Source organism: Epilithonimonas sp. JDS (assembly GCF_021261315.1).
Taxonomy (GTDB): Bacteria; Bacteroidota; Bacteroidia; order Flavobacteriales; family Weeksellaceae; genus Epilithonimonas.
Genome location: NZ_JAJSAX010000006.1, coordinates 77,849 through 100,364 on the forward strand (window position 1 = coordinate 77,849; position 22,516 = coordinate 100,364).

Below are 22,516 nucleotides of genomic sequence, written 5' to 3' on the forward strand. Positions count from 1 at the left end.
TTTAAATAAATTTTATGAATATTGTATATTTAGTATTTGGCAATAATTTGGATAATTACCAGCAGGTTTATTTTTCAATGTACACAGCTTTGGCTCGTAAAAGTACGGAAGATAGAATCATTGTTGTTGCCGAAGATCCATCACTATTCAATTCCTTTCAGGGTAACATAGAAATAATACCAATCAACCGCGACATTATCACAGAGTGGGAAGGAAGATATAAGTTTTTCTGGCGCGTGAAAATTAAAGCACTTCAATTAGTTGCCCAAAAATATCCTTTGGATTCTATTCTGTACTTGGATGGCGACACTTTTTTCTACCAGAATATGGATGCTTTGCGTGATGGCATGAAAAACGGACAAAATTATATGCACATAAAGGAAGGAAAACTGTCCGATCTTTCTTCGAAAACTGAAAAGTTGATGTGGAAACAAATGAAGGGAAAATCCTATCAACAGACAAAAATAGATGAGAATTCTACAATGTGGAACGCAGGATTAATCGGGATTTCAAACAAACATTTCGAATGTCTGGACTTGACTTTGGGAATAAATGATGAAATGTGTGCCGATGGTGTTACAAGAAGGCTGATAGAGCAATTTGCTTTCTCTTTGGGACTGAACGAATATTCAGCTTTGCAGCCAGCAGACCACGTTGTTGGACATTATTGGGGCAATAAAAAAGAATGGAACACCATTATTGATCATTTTTTGAAAGAATGTTTCATGAAAAATTATTCCTTCGATGAAATCGTAGCTCGTGTAAAAGAAATGGATCTTACTCAAATTCCCATCCGTGTAAAGGAATCCAGCACCCAAAGAAAACTTAAAAACTTTATTGACGGTTTTTATAAGAACAGAAAACCGCTTTATATCAATAAATAAAGCTAAAGTGTACTCTAATTATTTCTTGAATCTTCTTTAAAATTAAAGAACTATTATCAGGAATTATTTTCATTTTTTAGAGTTCGATAAGTTTCGTAAACGTATAAACTTTGAAGATAACTGATTTTTAAGCCATTAATTCCGTCCAGAATTCCTAGTTTCAAAATATACGTTTTGAAAAATTTAAAGATGACTTTGCTCCATTGTACAATTGCCGAATATTTTTTTCCTTTCGATTGTAGTTCCTGTCCTTTTAATTTTCCATAAGACAACATTTTTGTCTTGAAATTTTCATAATTTTCAAAAGAATAATGAAGGAGCTTGTGTCTTAGAATTCCGGTAGTTCCATTGACTTCCGGCGTTTCGTGGACTTTTTTATTTTTGGAATAATGTGCTTTTGACTTTCTGAACAAACGGAAATTTTTGTCATTCTGAGTTCCGGAATACTTGATCTTAATTCTTCCTACAAAGAATATTCTGTAAAAATAGTAAGCATCTTTAGCACTGGGATTTTGTACTGTTGCAATGATTTCTTCCCGTAATTCCGGTGTAATTCTTTCGTCTCCATCCAAAAATAAAACCCAATCGTTGCTCGCAGCATCCAAAGCAAGATTCCGCTGTTTTGTAAAATCCTCAAATTTATTTCGAATAATTTTTACATTCGGAAATTCACTTGCAATTTCTAAAGTTTTATCTGTACTGAAGGAGTCTACGACAATAATTTCATCACAAAAGTCAAAACATTCAAGAACTTCCCGAATGTTTTTTTCTTCATTAAAAGTGATGATTAATCCGCTTATCTTCTCTTTCAGTTCCTGCATTTTATTTTTCGAATTCCAAAACCGTTTTCTCAATAATTTTCACACAATCCAACAATTGCTCTTCTGTGATAACCAAAGGCGGCGCAAGTCTGATAATATTGCCGTGCGTTGGTTTTGCCAATAATCCATTTTCTTTAAGTTTTACACAAAGATTCCAAGCTGTTTTGCTGTCTGGTGTATCATTAATCAAAATGGCATTTAATAAACCTTTACCCCGAACTTTCGTTATTAAGTCCGTTTTCTCAATCAGTTTTTCAATTTCAGAACGGAAAAGTTCTCCTAGTAGTTCTGATCTTTCTGATAAATTCTCATCTGCAACAACATCCAAAGCTGCAATTGCAACGGCGCAAGCAATTGGATTTCCACCGAACGTAGAACCGTGTTGTCCCGGTTTGATGACATTCATAATTTCGTCATTCGCCAAAACTGCGGAAACAGGATACATTCCGCCGGAAAGTGCTTTTCCTAAAATCAAAATATCAGGCTGAACGTTTTCATGATGGCAAGCGATTAGTTTCCCAGTTCTAGCGATTCCAGTTTGAACTTCGTCAGCAATGAAAAGCACGTTGTATTTTTTACAAAGTTCAGATGCGTTTTTTAAATAATTTTCATCTGGAACGTAAACGCCGGCTTCACCTTGAATCGGTTCTACTAAGAATGCCGCAATATTTGCTGAATCATTTTTCAAAGTTTCCTCCAAAGCATTCAAATCATTGTAAGGAATTTTTACAAACCCTGGTGTGAAAGGTCCGTAATTTTGGTTCGCATCTGGATCATTAGAAAAAGAAACGATCGTTGTCGTTCTTCCGTGGAAGTTATTTTCACAAACCACAATTTTTGCCGCGTTTTCGGAAATTCCTTTGACTTCATAACTCCATTTTCTGGCTAATTTTACGGCCGTTTCTACAGCCTCAGCACCAGAATTCATTGGAAGAACTTTGTCAAAACCGAAAAGTGTTGTGATCTTTTTCTCATATTCTCCAAGATTTGAATTGTAAAAAGCTCTTGAAGTCAATGCCAATTTCTTAGCTTGATTGACCAATGCTTCTACAATTTTTGGATGTGAATGTCCTTGATTGACAGCAGAGTAGGCGGAAAGAAAATCGTAATATTTCTTACCTTCAACATCCCAAACAAAAACGCCTTCACCTTTTTCTAAAACCACAGGAAGTGGATGGTAATTGTGCGCGCCATATTGGTTTTCGAGGTCGATGAAATATTGTGAGTTTTTTTCCTGAACTGCTGTTGACATAACTTTTAATTTTTGTAAAAATAATAAATTTGAATTCAATTGTGGCTAATAAAAATGCCCAACTTTTAAAGTCAGGCATTTATATCTGTATAAATAATATTTTTTAGATATGATTATCGAAACTTCTGTCCATTACAAAATCTTCCATAAACTTGGTGGTGTAATTTCCAGCTAGGAAATCTTCATTTTCCAATAATTGTCTGTGGAAAGGGATCGTAGTTTTCACACCTTCGATGTAGAATTCTTCCAATGCACGTTTCATTTTCGCAATCGATTCTTCTCTGGTTTGAGCAGTAACAATCAATTTTGCGATCATAGAATCGTAATTGGATGGAATCGTGTATCCGGAATAAACGTGAGTGTCAACTCTTACTCCGTTTCCACCAGGAATATTAAGTTCTGTAATTTTCCCCGGAGATGGTCGGAAATCAGCATAAGGATCCTCAGCATTGATTCTACACTCGATAGAATGTCTTTTCGGATAATAATTTTTTCCGCTGATTGGCGTTCCGGCAGCTAAAAGGATCTGCTCACGGATCAAGTCAAAATCAACAACTTGCTCTGTGATTGGATGCTCCACCTGGATTCTCGTATTCATTTCCATGAAGTAGAAATTCCTGTGTTTGTCCACCAAAAATTCTATCGTTCCAACACCTTCGTAAGAAATATATTCTGCCGCTTTCACAGCTGCTTCACCCATTCTTTCACGCAGATCATCTGTCATAAAAGGAGAAGGTGTTTCTTCAATTAGTTTTTGATTTCTTCTCTGGATAGAACAGTCTCTCTCGGAAAGGTGACAAGCTTTACCAAATTGGTCTCCAGCAACCTGGATCTCAATGTGTCTTGGCTCTTCGATCAGTTTTTCCATGTACATTCCGCCGTTTCCAAAAGCTGCAACAGCTTCCTGGATTGCAGAATCCCAATGTTCTTTCAAATCTTCTTCTTTCCAAACCGCTCTCATTCCTTTTCCACCGCCACCGGCAGTCGCTTTGATCATCACAGGATAACCTGTTTCTTTAGCGATTTTTTTTGCATCTTCGTAAGAATCGATCAAGCCTTCGGAACCTGGAACACAAGGGATTCCGGCTGCTTTCATGGTAGCTTTAGCCGTAGCTTTGTCTCCCATTTTTTCGATCTGTTCTGGAGTCGCTCCAATGAATTTGATGCCGTTTTTAGCACAAATTCTGGAGAAGTTTGCATTCTCAGATAAGAATCCATAACCTGGGTGAATCGCATCTGCATTGGTGATTTCTGCAGCCGCAATGATATTTGGAATTTTAAGATAAGAATCCTTACTCATCGGTGGGCCAATACAAACAGCTTCGTCGGCAAAACGCACGTGAAGACTGTCTTTGTCAGCAGTTGAATAGACCGCTACTGTTTTGATTCCCATTTCCTTGGCCGTACGCAAAATTCGCATTGCGATCTCGCCACGGTTTGCGATCAATATTTTTTTGAACATCTTTTTATAATTAAAAATTAAGAATTAAAAATTGAGATAAAGTGAAAACAATCACTTATCAATCATCATCTATCAATTATATTAAGAAGGATCTACTAAAAATAATGGTTGATCGTATTCTACTGGAGAAGCGTCTTCTACCAAGATCTTCACGATTTTTCCGCTAACTTCTGACTCTATCTGGTTGAAAAGCTTCATTGCTTCGATCACACAAACTACTTTTCCTTCTGTTACAGCATCGCCTACGTTTGCAAAAACATCTTTGTCTGGAGATGGTTTTCTGTAGAAAGTTCCGATCATTGGGGATTTGATCGTAATATATTTGCTGTCATCTGCAGCGTTTGCTGCTTCAGAATTATCGTTAGAAGCAGAAACTGGACTTGCAGCTGGTGCAGAAAAAGGAGTCTGATAAGAAACTTGTGGTGTTACATAGCTTACAGGCTCGCCTCCTAGTGGTGTTTTGATATAGATTTCGAAGTCTTTATTTTTATATTTCACTTCGGAAACTCCTGCTTTTGCTACAAATCTTACAAGATTCTGAATGTCTTTTATATCCATAAAATTTTAAATGTTTTGAACGCCAAATATAATAAAAAACCACCCAAATTAATAAAATCCGAGTGGTTTTTTATGCTAAGTATAAGATTATCAAAGATAATTCTTAGTTTTCTTCTATAGTTTCTACAGTTTTCTCTACTACAACTTTTCCTCTGTAGTATAGTTTTCCTTCGTGCCAGTGCGCTCTGTGGTATAAGTGCATTTCGCCAGACGTTGCGTCTTTAGCCAATTGAGGAACTACAGCTTTGTAGTGTGTTCTTCTTTTATCTCTTCTTGTAGACGACTGTCTTCTTTTAGGATGTGCCATTGTTAGTACTTTTTAAAAAATTCTTTCGAATTATATTGTTATTTCTTAATTGTTATCTTTTAATCTCTTCAAAGCTTCCCATCGCGGGTCCACTTGTTCCTCTTCTTCCTCGATTATTTTTGGACTGTATTTGTCTAAAAGATTCTGATATTCCTCATTGTCTTTTACAGAAGGTGCTACTTTCTTCATTGGGATTGATAGAACCACCGTTTCGTAGATCAGATTTGCAATGTTGAAATCGCTGTCTTTTCTGTTAATGGTAATCACATCCTCGTTGCTGTCATCGTATTCTTCTCCAAATTTCACAAGAACTTTCAAATCATTTTCTATGTTTTCGGAAAATTCATCATTGCTAATGTCGCAAATCAATTGAACCGTTCCTGAAACTTCGAATATGAATTCCAAAAATGTCGTGTGCTTGTCCAAAAGAACATTCACATTGATATTTGGGTTGAAAAACTCCTGTTCAGTCTCAAATAAATCAAAGAACTCCTGATTGATTTCGTAATTGAAATCGTGCTTTCCAGCTTTTAAGCCTACAAAAGCAATGTCGTAGTTTCTAAATCTGTCCATAAAAATGGTTTGCAAAAATAATTTAATTTTTTCAAATAACAAAATATTTTTTGGAAATACTTGAATTGCAAAAAATTAGTCCTCCAAAAACTTATTTTAATGTCTCAATTTTGAAGAAAGTGTTTAGCTTTCTTTTGGTAAATCTTCGTCTACTCCGTGGTTTGCGTGTGTCGCTTTCGGACGGAGGCGGTGCGCTCTCAATTCCTGATATTCGTCTCTGCTCTTGAAAATATTGATGGCTGTAAAAATAGCTTCGGAAAATGAAGTTTCGTCCGCTATATTTTTCCCCGCAATATCGTAGGCAACGCCGTGGTCCGGCGAGGTTCTGATAAAAGGCAAGCCAGCTGTATAGTTCACGCCTTCTTCATAAGCAATCGTTTTGAAAGGCGCCAAGCCTTGGTCGTGGTACATAGCCAAAACGGCGTCGAACGCTTTATATTTCTCCGGTTGGAAAAAACTGTCTGCAGGATAAGGGCCGAAAGCCATAATACCTTCATTAAACAAATCCTGAATCGCTGGCTGAATGATTTCGATTTCTTCTTTTCCGATTACGCCACCGTCACCAGCGTGAGGATTGAGTCCGAGAACCGCAATCTTAGGTTTTTCTACGCAGAAATCTTCTTTCAATGTCGCTACCAATTGCTTGATTTGTTTTTTGATATTTTCTTTGGTGATGTTGCTAGCAATCTCGGCAACCGGAATGTGGTGCGTGGAAACCGCAACCTTCAAACCTTCGCTGACCATAAACATCACGGCTTCTTTGCCTGCTTTTTCTTCGAAATAACCGGTGTGGCCTGCGTGGGCGAAACCATATTTCATCATTTCGTCTTTGTTGATTGGCGCAGTTACGAGAACGTCGATGTCTTTGTTTAATAATGCTTCTGTCGCAGAGTTCAATGAGTCGATGGCCATTTTTGTGGATTCTTCCGTTGGGACACCAAATTCTATATTGCTGTTTTCCTTGGTCAGATTCACCATATTGATTTTGCCAGACTGAGCTTCTTTCGCTTCGTTGATGTAATTGAAGTTGGTCTGAAGTTTAAAAACATTTTTCTGATACGTAAAAAGTTTTCCTGAACCAAAGATGACGGGCGTAAAAAAGTCTGTGATGGATTTATCTTTCAGAGATTTGAGGATGATTTCCGGACCGATTCCGTTGAAATCGCCGATTGAAATTCCTACTCTGATTTTATGGTGTTTGGAGCTCATTTGTTTATCTTTGACATTTATAAAGAATTTACAAAATTACAATTTTTTAGGTAGTTTTTCTTATGAAACGGATGCTAATTTGATGGCTTGTGAGGATTTGTAAAACCACATAGGCACATAGAAAATTGAAAGATTCATATTCTTAAAGATAAAATAGATTTTAAATGTAGCTATTTTATCTTAGATTTTTTTCAAAAAACTATGTTTCTATGTGGTATAACTTTTCATATTAAATAATGAAAGCATTATTTAATGTGAAAAGTTTCTACGGACGACAAATCCCATAGCCCCGATTGCAACGGCATCCTTTTTCGCTTAGACTTCGCGAAGTTCTGAATGACAAAAGGTGGAGCGAAAAAGATATAGTGGAAAGCGGGAAACAGCTCCAAATTAAAAATATTAAATAACTGTTCGACGGAGTCAATAAGCTCTTAAAAAATTTAAAATATTAAGAAAGAATGTTTACAGGAATCATTGAAGCTACGGGAAAAGTAGAAAAAATTGACAGAAACGAAAGTAATATAGATTTTACGCTGAGCGGACCGTTCACTCAGGAACTGAAAATCGACCAAAGTCTGGCTCATAACGGCTGTTGCCTTACGGTGGTTGAGATTACTGAGAATACTTATAAAGTGACAGCCATCAACGAAACGCTGGAGAAAACGAATCTTAATTTTTGGAATGTGGGCACGGAAGTCAATTTGGAACGTTGTTTGCGATTCGAAGGAAGACTGGACGGACACATCGTGCAAGGTCACGTGGACAAAACGGGAACGGTGGAAAGCATCGAAAATCAGGACGGAAGTTATTTCATCACCATCAATTACGACGAAACTACGGAATATACAACTGTTCCGCAAGGTTCGATAACGGTGAATGGAATCAGCCTGACGGTTGCTGAGAGCGGAGACGGGAAGTTTTCTGTGGCGATAATCCCATACACCTGGGAGTTCACGAATATGAAAAACCTGCAGAAAGGCGATGTGGTAAATCTGGAATTCGATATTATCGGAAAATACGTTGCCAAACTACTTAAAAAACAAAATGTCATTTAGTGATTATAAAGGTTATCGGTTAAGGAATAGGGTTTTCATCGGGTTTCTTACTATTTGTATCTTGAGTGTTGTCACTTCGGCGGCTTTGTCTTTCGTGATTCTTCGGGACAATGCGAAGAAGGTGAGCAAGACCGATATGCAAAACAAATCTCAGGCGCTGATGGCATCATTGGATTATGCACTCAGTCATTCTCAGGTTCAGACTTATGACATTCCCAAAGTTTTGGAGAATGAGATTTATGAAATTGCTGATGTTAACAAACACGACATCATCATCTATGACCTGAAAGGAAATTATCTTCTCTCCAACAAAGACCCAAATCTTGTCGAGCAAAAGAAAATGCCTGCCAATGTCCTGAATGAAATACGCAAAAATGGCAAACAATACGACGACAAATCCTATGATGAGAAATTGGACGCAAGTATTATCTCTTCTTATATGGTTCTGAAAAATAATATGCTGGAGGATATTGCATACATCTACTTCCCGTATTATCACAATGAGAGCGCCTATATGGAGGTTTTCAAGCATTACTTCTCTTATATTATTGGTGTTAATATTTTGATTATCATCTTCAGTATCTGGCTCAGCTGGATTATTTCCAATAATTTGACGGAAGCAATTATCAGATTTACATCGATGATTAGTAAGATTAATTTGTTTGACAGAAATCTGCAACCCATCAAATATTATAAGAACGATGAGCTGAATGCCTTGGTAAAAGCTTACAATAAAATGATTGCGGAGATTGCCGACCAACGCGAAAGATTGAGCTACATCGAAAAACAATCCGCCTGGCAGGAAATGGCGAAACAAGTAGCGCACGAAGTGAAAAATCCTTTGACACCAATGAAGCTGATGATGCAAAACTTCGAAAGGAAATTTGACCCGAACGACCCGAATATCAGCAATAAAGTTAAAAATTTAAGTGAAATTGTCATCGGTCAAATTGATGTCATCAGTAGAGTAGCCAGTGCGTTTTCTCAGTTTGCACAATTGCCGGAGAAGACGGATGAGGAGATTTCTTTGAATAAGGAAGTCCGAAATTCGCTGACAATCTTCAGCGACGAAAATATTTTTGTCCACGCCAATCACGATGATATCCGAATGAAAATCGACAAAGATTATCTCACGAGAATCATAACCAATCTCGTAACAAACGCCAGTCAAGCCAAATCAGATGATAGAAAATCCGTCATCAATGTTGACCTCGAGAAAATCGAAAAGCGAATCAAAATCACCGTTCAGGATAATGGCGTAGGAATTCCGACCGACAAACTCGATAGGATTTTTGACCCAAATTTCACTTCCAAAAACAGCGGAATGGGAATTGGACTCACAATGGTAAAACGAATGGTGGAAGATTACAACGGCACAATCACCGTGGTTTCCGAAGTTGACAAAGGCGCAACCTTCACGATTTCTATGCCTTCAAATATGTAATGAATGAAGCCATTCCGATTTCAACAATTTGACATTCAACAAAACGCTGATGTTTTCCGAGTTGGGACAGATGCGGTTTTGCTTGGTTCTTTGGCAAATGTTTCTGAAGCGAAGAAAGTTTTAGAAGTTGGAACTGGAACTGGAATTATTTCATTGATGATAGCTCAAAGAAATCCAGAAGCACAGATTTTAGCCATCGATATTAATTCTGAAGCGGTCAATATTTCTCAAACCAATTTCATAAATTCTCCTTTTTCTGAACGACTCAAAAGTCAACTTCAAGATTTGAAAAACTTTGATACCGAACAAAAGTTCGACTTAATCATTTCAAATCCACCTTATTTTGAAATCAATTCTTCCGAAAAAGATATTCTCGCAAGACAAAGATTAGAATTGAGTTTTTCTGATTTAATAAAAAAATCAAGTCAACTACTTTCTGGAAATGGACTTTTCACAGTTATCATTCCCATTGATTCTGAAAAGGAATTCACTGAGCTTTGTTTCAAAAATAAATTATTTATTCAAAGAAAAGTAGTTATCAAAGGCATTAAAACCTCAGAACCGAAACGTTTAGTTTTAGAATATTCATTCTCAGAATCAGAAACTCAAGTAGAAAACTTCGTCATAGAAAAATCTCCAAGAGTCTATTCCAATGAATATCTCGAACTCACAAAAGAGTTTCATCAATTCAACAAAAAACTGTAATAAAAAACCCTTTCAGAGTTTCAAACTCTGAAAGGGTTATGTTTTATGAATGAAATTCGGCTCCCTTTTAGGGTTGGGGCAAAACGAATTTTATTTCTACTCAAAAAGTTCCGCCGTATCCAAAACAGAAACTTGTCCGTTCTCGCAACGAATCGCTTCACCAGGATAATTCTGAATCATATGATAATCGTGCGTCGCCATCACAACTGCGCAATGGTTTTCTTCTGCAAGATTCTTTAGAAGCGTCATAATATCGTTGGAAGTTTCAGGGTCAAGATTCCCAGTCGGCTCATCCGCAAGGATTAATTCTGGATGATTCAGAAGTGCTCTCGCAATCGCAGCACGCTGTTGTTCACCGCCAGAAAGCTGGTGAGGCATTTTGTGCTTTTTGGTTTTCATTCCAACGCTGGACAGAACTTCGTCAATTCTTGCTTCCATTTTCAATTTGTCTTTCCAGCCTGTCGCTTGCAAGACAAATAGAAGGTTTTTCTCGATATTTCTGTCTGGCAAAAGCTGAAAATCCTGGAAAACGATGCCCAATTTTCTTCTCAAGTTTGGAACTTCGGATTGCTTCAGTTTTTTCAAATCGAATCCGGCAACCTGTCCGCTTCCGCCTTGTAGAGGCAATTGTCCGTAAAGCACTTTCAAAAGAGAACTCTTTCCAGAACCGGTTTTTCCGATAAGGTAGCAGAATTTCCCTTTCTTGATATGAAGGTCAACATCATTCAGGACTGTGAAGTTTTTTTGAACAATCTTGGCGTTGCTCAAATCTATAATATCTACTCCCGGGTCGTTTCTATGCGGCATAATTGCAATAATTGATAAGTTATAACTGATAAATGATTAAACAAATTATCAATTCAAAAATAACAAAAACATATTGTAATGCTTCTATTTTTGGGAAATTTTAACAACAAAAAATGTCTGAAACAATGTCCAGACACTTTTTGTATATGATAATTTTTGAAGAAATTATCTCTTAGCGCGAGATGCACTAACAGTTAAGCTCTTTCTGCCTTTCGCTCTTCTAGCTGCCAACACTCGTCTTCCGTTTGGTGTAGACATTCTTTCACGGAAACCGTGTTTGTTTCTTCTTTTTCTCTCAGATGGTTGGAATGTTCTTTTACTCATCACTAATATATTTAGTTCGTAATTACTATTAAATTTTCAGATTGCAAATATACAGCTTTTATTTTGCTCCACAAGTATTTGAAAACTTTTTTACAATAATTTTCAACAACTTAGAATTTGAATTATTTGGGCAGCTTTATCCGCCTTCCGTTCCCGCTTTTTTTGCCAAGCCTTTCCCAATCCAAAAAAGAGCTCCACTCAAGTCGGGCTGCGAGTTTTCACTGTAAAACAAGATTGGGTTATAACCACGAAGTTTGTCATTCCGTAGGAATCTCAACAGTCGAGATTCTTTCAGAATGACAAAATTACGGTTTAATATAATTTTTAAATTTGTCTTAGTTAAAAACAAACGATGATAACATCAAAAGAAAATTCCGAACATTACATTTGGGGAAATAATTGTGACAGCTGGGTTTTATTAAACTCAGAAAACCTTTCTGTTAAACAGGAAATGATGCCTCCAAAAACAAAAGAACAACTTCATTTTCACAGAAATGCACAACAGTTTTTCTTTATTCTCAAAGGAAAAGCAAAATTTCACAAAGACGAAAATGTTTTCGAAGTATCAGAAAATTCGGGTTTTCACATTTTGCCAAATCAAATTCATCTGATAGAAAATGACACAGAAAATGATTTGGAATTCTTGGTAATATCCAATCCTTCCACAAATAATGATAGATTTGCAGTAGAAAAATAAAAGATGAAATCTCTATACAATCTTTTCGTCCGCCTGATGATTTTCGCGATGAAAGTCTTTTCACTCGTCAATTCCAAAACCAAAAAGGGAATCCGAGGTAGAAAACAGTCTTTGGGAATTGTAAGAAATGCTTTTGCTCCCGAGGATAAAGTACTTTGGATGCACGCCTCCAGCCTAGGCGAGTACGAGCAAGGTCTGCCAGTTCTCGAAAAATTAAAAGAACAATTCCCGGATTATAAAGTTTTAATCACGTTCTTCTCGCCATCTGGTTACGAAAATGTGAAGAAGAAAAAACACATAGCGGACGCGATTTGTTATTTGCCATTTGATAAAACGAAGGACGTTCAGAAATTTGTCTCCAGCTTCGATTGTCAGATTTTTTTCACCGTTAAATACGATTATTGGTACAATCTCTTAAGCACTTTGAAAAATCGAGGAACAAAACTTTACGTCATTTCCGCACTGTTTTACGAACATCAAATCTTCTTCGAGAACTACGGAAAATGGTTTGCAAAACAACTAAAAAATAACATCGATTGGTTTTTTCATCAGACCATCAAATCTTCTGCGTTGGCGAAAAATATTGGTTTGGTCAATTCCTCCGTTTCCGGCGACACGAGATTTGACCGCGTGAAGCAATTCTTGGACAGAGACAATCATCTGGATTTCATAGAAGATTTCAAAGGCAGTCAGAAACTAATTGTCTTCGGAAGTTCGTGGCAAACTGAGGAAGATATCGCTCAGCTTTTGGTAAAAAAACTGCCCGAAACCAAGTTCGCCATCGCACCTCACGATTTGCATCGCGTTCCGCATTTGTTAAAATTATTTCCAAATGCAATTCTATACAGCTCGCTTTCCAATTCTCCAACGCTTCAAACTTCGAATTATCAAATTCTGATCATCGACAGCATTGGAAAACTCTCCAAATTGTATTCTTATGCAGATTTGGCGGTTGTTGGCGGCGGATTTCATTCGGCGGGATTGCATAATATTTTGGAAGCGGCGGTTTATTCGGTTCCCGTAATTTTCGGAAATCAGTATCAGAAAAATCCGGAGGCAGATGATTTGGTTACAGCAAAAGGCGGGAAGCATTTTGACGATTTTGTGACTGCGGCCGCATTCATCGAGGAAGTGATGAAAAAAGATTTGTCAGCCGAAGATGGCGAAGTTTCTTACCTGAAAGAAATGTCTAAAAATGCAGGAGATTTTGTGAAGTCTCAGCCAAATTCTACGGAGATTATTTTGAGGAAAATCTTACAACAAGATGAAAATTGAATTTGTTTTTAAATTATTTAAAATATTTTCAACTGCTCCGAAGGAGTAAAATGTTTGTAGGGAAAATGAAGTAATCGTAATTAGAGCTCCAGCGGAGTTCAATCTTGTAGCAGTAATTAATATGTCGCACCTACGGAGCTTCGCCAGTTTCAGTTAAGGGATTTCTACAAACGTTTAGCTCCTCTGGAGCGATTTGATGTTAAATTAATTTAAATTAATCTACCTCAAAAATCCCTCACTCTTAATTCCTTTCACAATCAATTCAAAATGGTCGGGAATATTTTCGCATTTCAGCCAATTGAAATCTAAACCATTGTTGATACACAATTTCTGTAAATAAAGATTGTTGTCGATTTTCTCGTAAAGCTTGTCAAGGAATTCATCAATTTCCATCCAGTAATCTTCGTCCAGTTTTTTGGTCAAAGTCAGGGCTTTGAAGATTTTGTTGATGAGATAAATATAAAGTTTGTAAACATTATCAAATCTTTGTGTTCCAAGTTTCTCGTTGTATTCTAAGATTTCATTAATTAAAAATAAATTCAAAGAAACGTCGCCAAATTTGTCGGTTGTGATTTTCACGTGTTCCGTAATTTCAGCGCTAATTTTCCTGATGAGAACGAGGAAATATTTTTGATTCGCAATATATTTTGAAGCCAACGAGACTTTCTCACGGATGTTTTCTTCCATCGCATCTCGTTTATCATCAACCGCTTCCAGGTCAATCAATTCGAAATAAAGTTTCTTGGAAAGCAATTTGTCTTTCTTCAACAATCGGAAAATCAATTTGTCTTTTTCGGCTGGGGAAAATTCGCTCAAAGCCTGCTTAAATTCTTTTGAATATTCCATTAATTGAAGATTTTTGAATATTTGATAAAACCGTTAAACGCCCAATTCGCTGTGTAGTACAACGATTTTACAGTCGAAAATTTCATATAATCTTTGTAAACCAAATATTGGTCTTTCATAATGTTTGATTTATTTCGGGAAACGCTGTTGGCGAGCATTCGGTATTTTGATAAAGTTTTTTTCAAAGGTTTTCCTTGCGGGATTTTCATTAAAAGCTCCAGCCACATCACGTGATCTTCGCGTTTTGTGCCTTCCGGAAAATAGAATTTTCCAACTCGTTTGGAATCGTACATTGATGCAAGCAAAGACAATCTGCAGGTTTTCAAAAGATTATTAAAATTGACAATTGTGTCTGCTTCGAAATCGCCTAAAACAGGATTCAGATTTTCGTCACAACGTGAATAGGTGGAGTAGGCTAATTCAGCATTTTCAGATTTCATAAAGTTGACCATTTCTTCGAGGAAATTGGGTTCCCAAAAATCGTCAGAGTCCAGAAAAGTGATGAATCTTCCGGTTGCATTTTCCAAAGAAATATTTCTTGCGTGTCCGGCGCCGCCATTTTTCTCCGCTTTGAAAATTTTGATTCTCGAGTCGTTTTGTTTTTCCAGAATTTCTACTGAATTGTCTGTCGAGCAATCATCAGTAATCAGCCATTCCCAATCTTTGAAAGTTTGATTGAGGACAGAAGCGATGGTTTCTTCCAGATATTTTGAAGAATTGTAACTCGGTGTGATGATTGAGATTTCCGGCACTTGCTATTTTTTACAAAGATAAAACTATTTCAGAAGGGCATAAAATTTGAAGCAAAAACATTATCAAAAACACAAATTTTACGCTATGAACTGAAATATACTTCAACCAAAAACCAAATATTATGAAAAGGTATGTTTTAGTATTTCCAGTTTTGGCAAGTCTATTTTTCGGTATTCAGTCTTGCTCATCAGATTCAGAAGATATGACGGAAACGCCCGTCGAAACCGTTGCCGACACTTGGCAGGAACATTGGTACGATCACAATCACCTCGTCAAAAATGTTTACAAAGATAATTCAATAGCTGTCTATCACGACAGCGATATGCCTGCAATCACCTGGCCAAACGATTATCTCAAAAAAGTCTGGGATTATTCAAATGCCAATTACGGCACACTCTACGGCAACAGCGAGGACAAAAAACTCTATGCCATCTTCCACGGTGATAAATATGGCGGTGGCCACGCATCCTATTATTATGATGGTTCTCACGATTTTAGAAATGTGATAGATGTTGGTCTGGTCAAAGCTAATTGGAATGGCGGACCTACCGGAAACACTTTGGATATTCTGACCCACGAGGTTGGGCATATTGTAGAAAGTGCCTCGTTCAATACCAGAACTTCTCCGGCTTACACAGTTTGGAAAGACAGCAAATGGGCGGAAATCTATATTTATGATATTTACAAAAATCTGGGTTTGACTGCAGAACTGCAGAGGTGGACAACCTTGATGAATGCTAACACCGATGATTTTCCGCGAGCTAATACACACTGGTTCAAGGATTGGTTTTTCCCAATTTATAATAATTACGGCGGAACACAGGTTTTGAGTAAATTCTTTAAAGTAATGTCTCAAAATTTCCCGAAAGATGCCAACGGAAAATACACCCGTGAAATGAACTGGGGAGAATTTATCCATTTTTGGAGTGGCGCTGCAGGGACGAATTTGAAAAATCTGGCGACAAACGCTTTCGGATGGACAGCAACAATGGATGCTCATTTCAACAAAGCAAAAACAGATTTTCCTGCGATTGTCTATTAATTTTAAAATTTAATCTAAAAAATTCCGAACTTGTAGAAATAAGGTCGGAATTTTTTTATAAAATCACTAAGTTTGTGCTTAGAAAATTTTCAAATACTTATAAATTAGCAATTCAATAAGAATGTTTTACGACCATCAGCAGATAGAAAAAAAGTGGCAGAAATACTGGGAAGACAACCAAACTTACAAGACTTCCGACTCAACCGATAAACCGAAATTCTACGTCCTCGATATGTTTCCGTACCCATCCGGAGCTGGACTTCACGTGGGTCATCCGCTGGGATACATCGCGTCGGATATCTATGCGAGATTCAAAAGACATCAGGGTTTCAACGTTTTACATCCTGTTGGTTATGACAGTTTTGGACTTCCTGCTGAGCAATATGCAATCCAGACCGGAACGCATCCAGCGATTACAACGGAACAAAATATTACGAGATACGAGGAGCAATTAAGAAAAATCGGGTTTTCATTTGACTGGAGAAGGGAAGTGAGAACTTCCGACGCTTCTTATTATAAATGGACGCAATGGATTTTCATTCAGTTGTTTCATTCTTGGTATAATAAAGATGCGGACAAGGCAGAATCTATCGAGACTTTAATCAAACATTTTGAAGAAAAAGGAACGGAAGGTTTGAACGCCAATCAAAATGAGGAATTAACTTTCACTTCAGAGGAATGGAAAAGTAAATCTGAAATTGAGAAAGAAGAAATATTATTGAATTATCGTCTGGCTTTCCGTGCGGAAACGACTGTAAACTGGTGTCCAGCATTGGGAACCGTTTTGGCGAACGACGAAATAAAAGACGGAAAATCTGAAAGAGGCGGTTACCCTGTTTTCCAAAAGAAAATGATGCAGTGGAGTATGAGAATCTCTGCTTATTCTGAAAGATTGTTACAAGGTTTGAAAACTTTGGACTGGCCACAACCTTTGAAAGATGCTCAGGAATATTGGATTGGAAAATCTCAGGGTGCGCAGGTAAGATTTTTGGTTGATGGTTCTCAGTTGATAGTTGTTGGGAAAGAAGCCAACAACCAGCAACCAACAACCAACAACTTTATAGAAGTTTTCACTACAAGACCTGATACCATTTTCGGAGCAACCTTTATGGTTTTGGCGCCGGAAAATCCTTTGGTTCAGACTTTAACAACTCCAGAACAAAAAGCTGAGGTTGATAATTATATAGAAGAAACTTCCAAAAAAACAGAACGTGATAGAATGGCCGACGTGAAAAACGTGAGTGGTGCTTTCACGGGAAGTTATGCTATTAATCCATTTACCGGGAAAAATATTCCGGTTTATATTTCGGATTATGTGTTGATGGGTTACGGAACTGGCGCTGTAATGGCTGTTCCGGCGCACGACGAGCGTGACCACAGATTTGCGAAGAAATTTAATTTGGAAATCATCAAGGTTGTAGAATCTGATGTGGATGTTCAGGAAGAAGCTTATGATTCTAAAGATTCAGTTTGTGTGAATTCTGATTTCTTGAATGGTCTTAATTATAAGGATGCGAAATCAAAAATAATCGCTGAAATCGAAAACAAAAGCATTGGTCACGGAACGACGAATTACAGACAGCGTGATGCGATTTTCTCCAGACAAAGATATTGGGGCGAGCCGGTTCCTATCTATTATAAGGATGGAATGCCGTACACTTTGCCAAATTCCGCTTTGCCTTTGGAACTTCCTGAGGTTGAAAAATATTTACCGACAGAAGATGGCGACCCACCATTAGGAAATGCAAAAACATTTGCCTGGGACGAGGCGAATCAAAAAGTGGTTGACACAGATTTGATTGATGATAAAACCGTCTTCCCATTAGAATTATCCACAATGCCAGGTTGGGCAGGAAGTTCCTGGTATTTCCTTAGATATATGGACCCGAATGATGACGCAGTTTTTGCTAAAAAGGAACTGACCGATTATTGGGGGCAAGTCGATTTGTACATCGGTGGTAGCGAGCACGCAACTGGACATTTATTATATTCCCGTTTTTGGAATATGTTCTTGAAGGACAGAGGTTACATTGAACAAAATGAACCTTTCCAAAAGTTGATTAATCAAGGAATGATTTTGGGGATGAGTGCGTTTGTTTATAGAATTGACGGAACGAATCAATATGTTTCCAAAAATTTGATTGGTGAACATAAAACTCAAGCCATTCACGTTGATGTCTCTTTATTAAAAGGAACAACTGACGAATTGGAAACTGAAGCTTTCAAAGCTTGGAGACCAGATTATGCGGATGCGGAATTTATTTTGGAAGATGGAAAATACATCACAGGTCGTGAAGTTGAAAAAATGTCCAAATCAAAATACAACGTCGTCAACCCAGATGACATATGTAATGAATATGGCGCAGATGGTTTGAGATTGTACGAAATGTTCCTTGGTCCATTAGAACAATCCAAACCCTGGAACACGCAAGGTCTTAGTGGTGTTTATGGTTTCTTGAAGAAGTTCTGGAACTTGTATTTCAACGGCGATACGTTTGAAGTTTCTGATGAGGAGCCAACAAAAGCGGAATTCAAGATTTTACATACTTTAATCAAGAAAGTGCTTTTTGATATTGAGAATTTTTCTTTCAATACTTCGGTGTCGTCATTTATGATAGCAGTCAACGAGTTACAGAAATTGAAATGCAATAAGAGAGCGATTCTGGAGCCATTGGCAATAATAATCTCGCCTTATGCGCCACACATCTGCGAAGAGGTATGGAATTTGCTGGGAAATAATTCGTCTATAGAATTCGAGAAGTTTCCAATTCTTGATGAAGCTTATCTTGTAGAAGATGAGATAGATTACCCAGTAAGTTTTAACGGAAAGATGAAATTCAAGATTAAATTAGCCGCTGACCTTGGAAAAGAGGAGGTGGAAAAAATTATTTTGGAAAATGAGGATGCAAAAAGACACTTAGAAGGAAAAACGGTGAAAAATTTCATCTTTGTTCCCAAGAAAATCATTAATATTGTGTCATAAGTAAGCAATGAAAAAGGGCTTTTTAAAACTTTAACAAAAATTTATAATATATCTGAATCGATATTATTGAATCAATTAAAATAAAAATATTGCTTAATTTTTAGTTTTATTTTCTAATGATTGGGTAAATAGATAATAAATTCATAAAATATCAGTTTAATTTTAATAATATAAGAACGCGGTCTCGATTGCATTGATAAAAAAAAAAAAAAGTAACATTATTTAGTTTGCATTTTTAAATAATTTGACTTTATTTTACAGAATAAAATTTAACAATTATAATTTAGTTTTAATATGGAAATGAATGTTTCAAACACGGATGAGCAAGTAATTGCTAAGAAAAAAGGAGGTCTTAATCCTGCGGTAATTATTCCTATTTTATTAGTAATAGGTATTGCCATTTATTTATTTGTTTGTGGTAACCCATCAAACTTTACTGCTGATCCACGTATTGATGGTGCAGCTTCAGTTGCTTTCGCAGATATCGAAAGTAAGGAGTTACATCCACACGGTTTAGGAATGGTTTATATGGGAGGATTTATCGTACCTATCCTTATTACATTCATGATCACAGTTATTGTATTTGCTATCGAGCGTGCATTCGTTTTGAGCAAAGCAGCTGGAAATGGTAGCGTTGATAATTTTGTTTTGAAAATTAGAAGCTTGCTAAACCAAAACAAAGTTGACGAAGCTCTAGAAGAGTGTGACAGACAGCAAGGATCTGTAGGTAATGTAGTAAAAGAAGGTCTTACGACTTACAAAGCATTAGCTAAAGATACTACACTAGACAAAGAACAAAAAATGGCTGCGCTTACAAAAGCAATCGAAGAAGCTACTACGCTTGAAATGCCAATGCTTGAGAAAAACATGATGATCCTTTCTACACTGGGTACAGTTGCAACTTTGGTAGCACTACTTGGAACGGTAATCGGGATGATCAGAGCATTTGCTGCCCTAGGTGGTGGAGGTGGAACACCTGATGCTGCTGCATTGTCAATCGGTATCTCTGAAGCATTGATGAATACAGCTTTAGGTATTGGTACTTCTGCAATCGCAATTATCCTTTATAACTTCTTTACGTCTAAAATTGACGGATTGACTTACAAGATCGATGAGATCTCTATGAGCATCCAACAGTCTTTTGCTGAGTTTCACTAAGAAATTCCTAAAAGATAAATTTTCGAAAGTGTAATTCTGAATTATATTTTCAAGTTCATAAATTAGTTAACAAAGACATTTATAATAATGGCGAGAATTAAACCAAAAAGACATGGAGTAGTTACGGACATGACCGCAATGTGTGATGTTGCGTTCCTACTACTTACATTCTTTATATTAACCACACAGTTCAAGAAACCGGATGTGGAGTCAATAAAACCGCCTTCTTCTATATCAGAGAAATTACTTCCTGATGCAAGTCTTATGACGATAAATGTTACGCCAGCTGGGACATTCTATTTCCAACCTGTAGAAAACGGGACAGAAAGAATTCAGCTTCTTGATAAAATGGCTGCGAAGTACAAACTTCCTGCATTTTCTAACCAAGAAAAAGTAGCATTTACGAAAGTACAAGCGGTAGGAGTACCAATCGGACAGCTAAAAAGTTATTTGAATCTTCCAGAAGATAAACAGAAAGCTTTCAAAGCAACAACAGGTATTCCAATGGATAGTACAAACAAACAATTGATCGACTGGGTTCAGCAGAGTTTAGCCGTTAATCCTAACTATAAGTTAGCAATTAAGGGAGACGTAACGACGAAGTATCCAAAAGTAAAAGGTTTGTTTGAAGGTTTAAGAGATATTGATTTTCTTAAATTCTGGTTGATCACATCACAAGAAAAATCTAATTAATTCTATTAGAAATGGCAGAAGTTCAAGTAAAAGAGGATAGCGGGAAAGGCGGCAAGGTCCGTTCGAAGAAGCAGAACACCCGCGTAGATATGACGCCGATGGTAGATTTAGGATTTCTTTTGATAACATTCTTTATGTTTACCACAACGTTTAGTAAACCAAATGTAATGGATCTAGGTCTTCCGGCAAAACCGAAAGAAAACCAGAAACCACCAGATACAGAGATTAAATTGAGTAATTCACTTTCTTTAATTATTGGAAAAGACAATAAGATTTTTTACCATCAGCAAGATCAGCAAGGTCTTAATGATCAAACTCTTATCGAAACCAATTTTGACAGAGAAGGTATTACAAAAGTAATAGAGCAGGCAAAAGCTAGAGCAGCAGATAAAGACAAATTCACAGTAATTATCAAGCCAACAGACGATGCAGTATATAAAAACTTTGTAGACATTCTAGATGAGATGGCTATCACCAAGAACGAAAGATATGGGGTTACCGATATCAAACCTTGGGAAGAGGCTATTTACAAAAAGAAAGTAGGAGAATAATTCCACTACAAGTAACATATTAATAATATAAAAATGGCAGAAGATAATTTGAAGTACAATCCTACTCTTGATGAGATTGTATTTGAAAATAGAAATAAAGAATATGGAGCTTACGACCTAAGATCTGCATATTCGAGATTGCTTACAAAGTCTTTTTTGATTGGAACCGCTTTCTTTCTTCTTCTTGCAGTTTCACCGCTTATTTATCTTAAGATTCAGCAAATGAATGCTAAAGATGCTGTAGAGGTAGATGCAAATTTGGTAGAAATTTTAGAGGATGAGCCAATCATAGAGCAACCTAAAGAAGAAGAACCACCGCCACCACCTCCTCCAAAAGAAGAGGAAAAGCAGGAAGTTATTCAGAATGTTGTTCCGGAACCTAAAAAGGCTCCAAAGATTGAGACACCACCGCCACCAATTACAAAACAGTTGGAGACGACAACAGGACTTCAAAATCAGGAAGGTGTGAAAACTCCGGTTTATGCACCACCTCCACCACCTGTAACAGGTAAAGGAGTTGCTGCTGAGGTTAAACCCGTAACCAATGAGGTTTACGAATCTGTAGATCAAAATGCAGAATTCCCTGGTGGTACCAACTCGTTCAGAACTAAATTCAGTAACAATTTTGATTCTGGAAGTTTGGAAGGAGAAGGTACTTTGAAAACTGAGATCACATTCGTTGTGGAAAAAGACGGTTCGTTAACGCAAGTTAAAGCAACCGGACCTAACTCAGATTTCAACAGAGAAGCTGAATCTACAGTAAAAGGTATCAAAACAAAATGGACTCCAGGTAAAGTCAATGGACAGCCTGTAAGATCTAGATTCAGATTCCCTGTTACAATGAATTTCCAATAAGGATTTAATTTGTAACATATTATATAAAAGAGAAGTTATTATAACTTCTCTTTTTTTTTATTAAATTTGTTTTATGTTTAACTGGCTTTCTTTGATAACCGGACTTTTCTACATTGTTTTAGGAATCGTTGTTATCGTATATAAATTCTTCATCGTTATTTTAGAACCTAATGTGGCTTATCCATTAGGCGGATTGCTGATAGCTTACGGTATTTTCCGTATCGTTAGAGCTATTATGTCACTTAAAAATAATAATCAATAA

25 protein-coding genes are annotated in these 22,516 nt (G+C 36.9%); 13 read left to right on the forward strand and 12 right to left on the reverse strand.

Going from position 1 to position 22,516, the window contains the following annotated elements; all coding sequences use genetic code 11:
• Positions 1–14: 14 nt before the first annotated feature.
• Positions 15–884 carry a hypothetical protein gene (locus LUD75_RS15340; RefSeq protein ID WP_232706708.1) on the forward strand — a complete coding sequence of 290 codons (870 nt, stop codon included), beginning with the start codon at positions 15–17 and terminating at the stop codon, positions 882–884.
• 56 nt (positions 885–940) lie between these two features.
• Here the strand turns inward: LUD75_RS15340 and LUD75_RS15345 are convergent, their stop codons facing one another.
• The 7 genes from LUD75_RS15345 to pdxA form a co-directional block, all read right to left on the reverse strand.
• Entirely contained in the window at positions 941–1,705 is a 765-nt protein-coding gene (locus LUD75_RS15345) for a glycosyltransferase family 2 protein (RefSeq protein ID WP_232706709.1), read from the reverse strand.
• Between the two features lies 1 nt (position 1,706).
• Positions 1,707–2,957 carry an ornithine--oxo-acid transaminase gene (gene rocD, locus LUD75_RS15350; protein WP_232706710.1) on the reverse strand — a complete coding sequence of 417 codons (1,251 nt, stop codon included), beginning with the start codon at positions 2,955–2,957 and terminating at the stop codon, positions 1,707–1,709.
• Between the two features lie 103 nt (positions 2,958–3,060).
• Positions 3,061–4,419: an acetyl-CoA carboxylase biotin carboxylase subunit gene (gene accC / locus LUD75_RS15355; protein ID WP_034969758.1), complete on the reverse strand. Its 1,359-nt coding sequence runs from the start codon at positions 4,417–4,419 to the stop codon at positions 3,061–3,063.
• 81 nt (positions 4,420–4,500) lie between these two features.
• Complete coding sequence (gene accB / locus LUD75_RS15360) at positions 4,501–4,977, reverse strand: acetyl-CoA carboxylase biotin carboxyl carrier protein (RefSeq protein WP_232706711.1); 477 nt, start codon at positions 4,975–4,977, stop codon at positions 4,501–4,503.
• A gap of 103 nt (positions 4,978–5,080) precedes the next feature.
• A complete protein-coding gene (gene rpmF / locus LUD75_RS15365; protein WP_028121219.1) occupies positions 5,081–5,284 on the reverse strand; it encodes a 50S ribosomal protein L32 in 204 nt (67 codons plus the stop codon).
• A 45-nt stretch (positions 5,285–5,329) separates the two neighbouring features.
• Entirely contained in the window at positions 5,330–5,857 is a 528-nt protein-coding gene (locus tag LUD75_RS15370) for a DUF177 domain-containing protein (RefSeq protein WP_232706712.1), read from the reverse strand.
• 123 nt (positions 5,858–5,980) lie between these two features.
• Complete coding sequence (gene pdxA / locus LUD75_RS15375) at positions 5,981–7,066, reverse strand: 4-hydroxythreonine-4-phosphate dehydrogenase PdxA (RefSeq protein ID WP_232706713.1); 1,086 nt, start codon at positions 7,064–7,066, stop codon at positions 5,981–5,983.
• A gap of 458 nt (positions 7,067–7,524) precedes the next feature.
• Between pdxA and LUD75_RS15380 the strand changes: the two genes are divergently transcribed.
• The 3 genes from LUD75_RS15380 to LUD75_RS15390 are packed head-to-tail and all read left to right on the forward strand — an operon-like array spanning position 7,525 to position 10,270.
• Positions 7,525–8,121: a riboflavin synthase gene (locus tag LUD75_RS15380; RefSeq protein WP_232706714.1), complete on the forward strand. Its 597-nt coding sequence runs from the start codon at positions 7,525–7,527 to the stop codon at positions 8,119–8,121.
• Complete coding sequence (locus tag LUD75_RS15385; RefSeq protein ID WP_232706715.1) at positions 8,111–9,565, forward strand: HAMP domain-containing sensor histidine kinase; 1,455 nt, start codon at positions 8,111–8,113, stop codon at positions 9,563–9,565. The genes LUD75_RS15380 and LUD75_RS15385 overlap by 11 nt, the downstream gene beginning before the upstream one ends.
• Positions 9,566–9,568: 3 nt before the next feature.
• Entirely contained in the window at positions 9,569–10,270 is a 702-nt protein-coding gene (locus LUD75_RS15390) for a methyltransferase (protein WP_232706716.1), read from the forward strand.
• A gap of 96 nt (positions 10,271–10,366) precedes the next feature.
• Here the strand turns inward: LUD75_RS15390 and LUD75_RS15395 are convergent, their stop codons facing one another.
• From LUD75_RS15395 to LUD75_RS15405, 3 genes are all read right to left on the reverse strand, one after another.
• Positions 10,367–11,077, reverse strand: a complete 711-nt coding sequence (locus LUD75_RS15395; RefSeq protein ID WP_034969772.1) for an ATP-binding cassette domain-containing protein — start codon at positions 11,075–11,077, stop codon at positions 10,367–10,369.
• Positions 11,078–11,242: 165 nt separating this feature from the next.
• Positions 11,243–11,401, reverse strand: a complete 159-nt coding sequence (rpmH, locus tag LUD75_RS15400; RefSeq protein WP_007843334.1) for a 50S ribosomal protein L34 — start codon at positions 11,399–11,401, stop codon at positions 11,243–11,245.
• Between the two features lie 136 nt (positions 11,402–11,537).
• The gene (locus LUD75_RS15405) at positions 11,538–11,678 is read right to left on the reverse strand and encodes a hypothetical protein (protein ID WP_232706717.1); all 141 of its coding nucleotides are present in this window, start codon (positions 11,676–11,678) and stop codon (positions 11,538–11,540) included.
• A gap of 75 nt (positions 11,679–11,753) precedes the next feature.
• Here LUD75_RS15405 and LUD75_RS15410 point away from each other — a divergent pair, with 75 nt between their 5' ends.
• Positions 11,754–12,098: a cupin domain-containing protein gene (locus LUD75_RS15410; protein WP_232706718.1), complete on the forward strand. Its 345-nt coding sequence runs from the start codon at positions 11,754–11,756 to the stop codon at positions 12,096–12,098.
• A gap of 3 nt (positions 12,099–12,101) precedes the next feature.
• Positions 12,102–13,373 (forward strand): glycosyltransferase N-terminal domain-containing protein, encoded by a 1,272-nt coding sequence (locus tag LUD75_RS15415; protein ID WP_232706719.1) that lies wholly within the window; start codon positions 12,102–12,104, stop codon positions 13,371–13,373.
• Positions 13,374–13,592: 219 nt separating this feature from the next.
• Here LUD75_RS15415 and LUD75_RS15420 read toward each other — a convergent pair whose 3' ends face one another.
• Both LUD75_RS15420 and LUD75_RS15425 read right to left on the reverse strand, forming a co-directional pair.
• Complete coding sequence (locus LUD75_RS15420) at positions 13,593–14,219, reverse strand: deoxyuridine 5'-triphosphate nucleotidohydrolase (RefSeq protein WP_232706720.1); 627 nt, start codon at positions 14,217–14,219, stop codon at positions 13,593–13,595.
• Positions 14,219–14,971, reverse strand: a complete 753-nt coding sequence (locus LUD75_RS15425; RefSeq protein ID WP_232706721.1) for a glycosyltransferase family 2 protein — start codon at positions 14,969–14,971, stop codon at positions 14,219–14,221. The genes LUD75_RS15420 and LUD75_RS15425 overlap by 1 nt, the downstream gene beginning before the upstream one ends.
• Positions 14,972–15,093: 122 nt before the next feature.
• Here LUD75_RS15425 and LUD75_RS15430 point away from each other — a divergent pair, with 122 nt between their 5' ends.
• From LUD75_RS15430 to LUD75_RS15460, 7 genes are all read left to right on the forward strand, one after another.
• A complete protein-coding gene (locus LUD75_RS15430; protein WP_232706722.1) occupies positions 15,094–16,014 on the forward strand; it encodes a hypothetical protein in 921 nt (306 codons plus the stop codon).
• A gap of 121 nt (positions 16,015–16,135) precedes the next feature.
• Entirely contained in the window at positions 16,136–18,997 is a 2,862-nt protein-coding gene (gene leuS / locus LUD75_RS15435) for a leucine--tRNA ligase (RefSeq protein ID WP_232706723.1), read from the forward strand.
• Between the two features lie 294 nt (positions 18,998–19,291).
• On the forward strand, positions 19,292–20,155 hold the full coding sequence (locus tag LUD75_RS15440) for a MotA/TolQ/ExbB proton channel family protein (RefSeq protein ID WP_232706724.1): 864 nt from the start codon (positions 19,292–19,294) through the stop codon (positions 20,153–20,155).
• A gap of 87 nt (positions 20,156–20,242) precedes the next feature.
• Positions 20,243–20,848: a biopolymer transporter ExbD gene (locus LUD75_RS15445; RefSeq protein ID WP_232706725.1), complete on the forward strand. Its 606-nt coding sequence runs from the start codon at positions 20,243–20,245 to the stop codon at positions 20,846–20,848.
• An 11-nt stretch (positions 20,849–20,859) separates the two neighbouring features.
• Entirely contained in the window at positions 20,860–21,399 is a 540-nt protein-coding gene (locus LUD75_RS15450) for a biopolymer transporter ExbD (protein ID WP_232706726.1), read from the forward strand.
• Positions 21,400–21,432: 33 nt separating this feature from the next.
• Positions 21,433–22,254: an energy transducer TonB gene (locus LUD75_RS15455; protein ID WP_232706727.1), complete on the forward strand. Its 822-nt coding sequence runs from the start codon at positions 21,433–21,435 to the stop codon at positions 22,252–22,254.
• 73 nt (positions 22,255–22,327) lie between these two features.
• On the forward strand, positions 22,328–22,516 hold the full coding sequence (locus LUD75_RS15460; protein ID WP_232706728.1) for a C4-dicarboxylate ABC transporter: 189 nt from the start codon (positions 22,328–22,330) through the stop codon (positions 22,514–22,516).

Bases quoted from the DNA above. Each gene is read 5' to 3' on its own strand.
- LUD75_RS15340 (WP_232706708.1), top strand. From the start codon at position 15: ATGAATATTGTATATTTAGTATTTGGCAATAATTTGGATAATTACCAG.
- LUD75_RS15345 (WP_232706709.1), bottom strand. From the start codon at position 1,705: ATGCAGGAACTGAAAGAGAAGATAAGCGGATTAATCATCACTTTTAAT.
- rocD (WP_232706710.1), bottom strand. From the start codon at position 2,957: ATGTCAACAGCAGTTCAGGAAAAAAACTCACAATATTTCATCGACCTC.
- accC (WP_034969758.1), bottom strand. From the start codon at position 4,419: ATGTTCAAAAAAATATTGATCGCAAACCGTGGCGAGATCGCAATGCGA.
- accB (WP_232706711.1), bottom strand. From the start codon at position 4,977: ATGGATATAAAAGACATTCAGAATCTTGTAAGATTTGTAGCAAAAGCA.
- rpmF (WP_028121219.1), bottom strand. From the start codon at position 5,284: ATGGCACATCCTAAAAGAAGACAGTCGTCTACAAGAAGAGATAAAAGA.
- LUD75_RS15370 (WP_232706712.1), bottom strand. From the start codon at position 5,857: ATGGACAGATTTAGAAACTACGACATTGCTTTTGTAGGCTTAAAAGCT.
- pdxA (WP_232706713.1), bottom strand. From the start codon at position 7,066: ATGAGCTCCAAACACCATAAAATCAGAGTAGGAATTTCAATCGGCGAT.
- LUD75_RS15380 (WP_232706714.1), top strand. From the start codon at position 7,525: ATGTTTACAGGAATCATTGAAGCTACGGGAAAAGTAGAAAAAATTGAC.
- LUD75_RS15385 (WP_232706715.1), top strand. From the start codon at position 8,111: ATGTCATTTAGTGATTATAAAGGTTATCGGTTAAGGAATAGGGTTTTC.
- LUD75_RS15390 (WP_232706716.1), top strand. From the start codon at position 9,569: ATGAAGCCATTCCGATTTCAACAATTTGACATTCAACAAAACGCTGAT.
- LUD75_RS15395 (WP_034969772.1), bottom strand. From the start codon at position 11,077: ATGCCGCATAGAAACGACCCGGGAGTAGATATTATAGATTTGAGCAAC.
- rpmH (WP_007843334.1), bottom strand. From the start codon at position 11,401: ATGAGTAAAAGAACATTCCAACCATCTGAGAGAAAAAGAAGAAACAAA.
- LUD75_RS15410 (WP_232706718.1), top strand. From the start codon at position 11,754: ATGATAACATCAAAAGAAAATTCCGAACATTACATTTGGGGAAATAAT.
- LUD75_RS15415 (WP_232706719.1), top strand. From the start codon at position 12,102: ATGAAATCTCTATACAATCTTTTCGTCCGCCTGATGATTTTCGCGATG.
- LUD75_RS15420 (WP_232706720.1), bottom strand. From the start codon at position 14,219: ATGGAATATTCAAAAGAATTTAAGCAGGCTTTGAGCGAATTTTCCCCA.
- LUD75_RS15430 (WP_232706722.1), top strand. From the start codon at position 15,094: ATGAAAAGGTATGTTTTAGTATTTCCAGTTTTGGCAAGTCTATTTTTC.
- leuS (WP_232706723.1), top strand. From the start codon at position 16,136: ATGTTTTACGACCATCAGCAGATAGAAAAAAAGTGGCAGAAATACTGG.
- LUD75_RS15440 (WP_232706724.1), top strand. From the start codon at position 19,292: ATGGAAATGAATGTTTCAAACACGGATGAGCAAGTAATTGCTAAGAAA.
- LUD75_RS15445 (WP_232706725.1), top strand. From the start codon at position 20,243: ATGGCGAGAATTAAACCAAAAAGACATGGAGTAGTTACGGACATGACC.
- LUD75_RS15450 (WP_232706726.1), top strand. From the start codon at position 20,860: ATGGCAGAAGTTCAAGTAAAAGAGGATAGCGGGAAAGGCGGCAAGGTC.
- LUD75_RS15455 (WP_232706727.1), top strand. From the start codon at position 21,433: ATGGCAGAAGATAATTTGAAGTACAATCCTACTCTTGATGAGATTGTA.
- LUD75_RS15460 (WP_232706728.1), top strand. From the start codon at position 22,328: ATGTTTAACTGGCTTTCTTTGATAACCGGACTTTTCTACATTGTTTTA.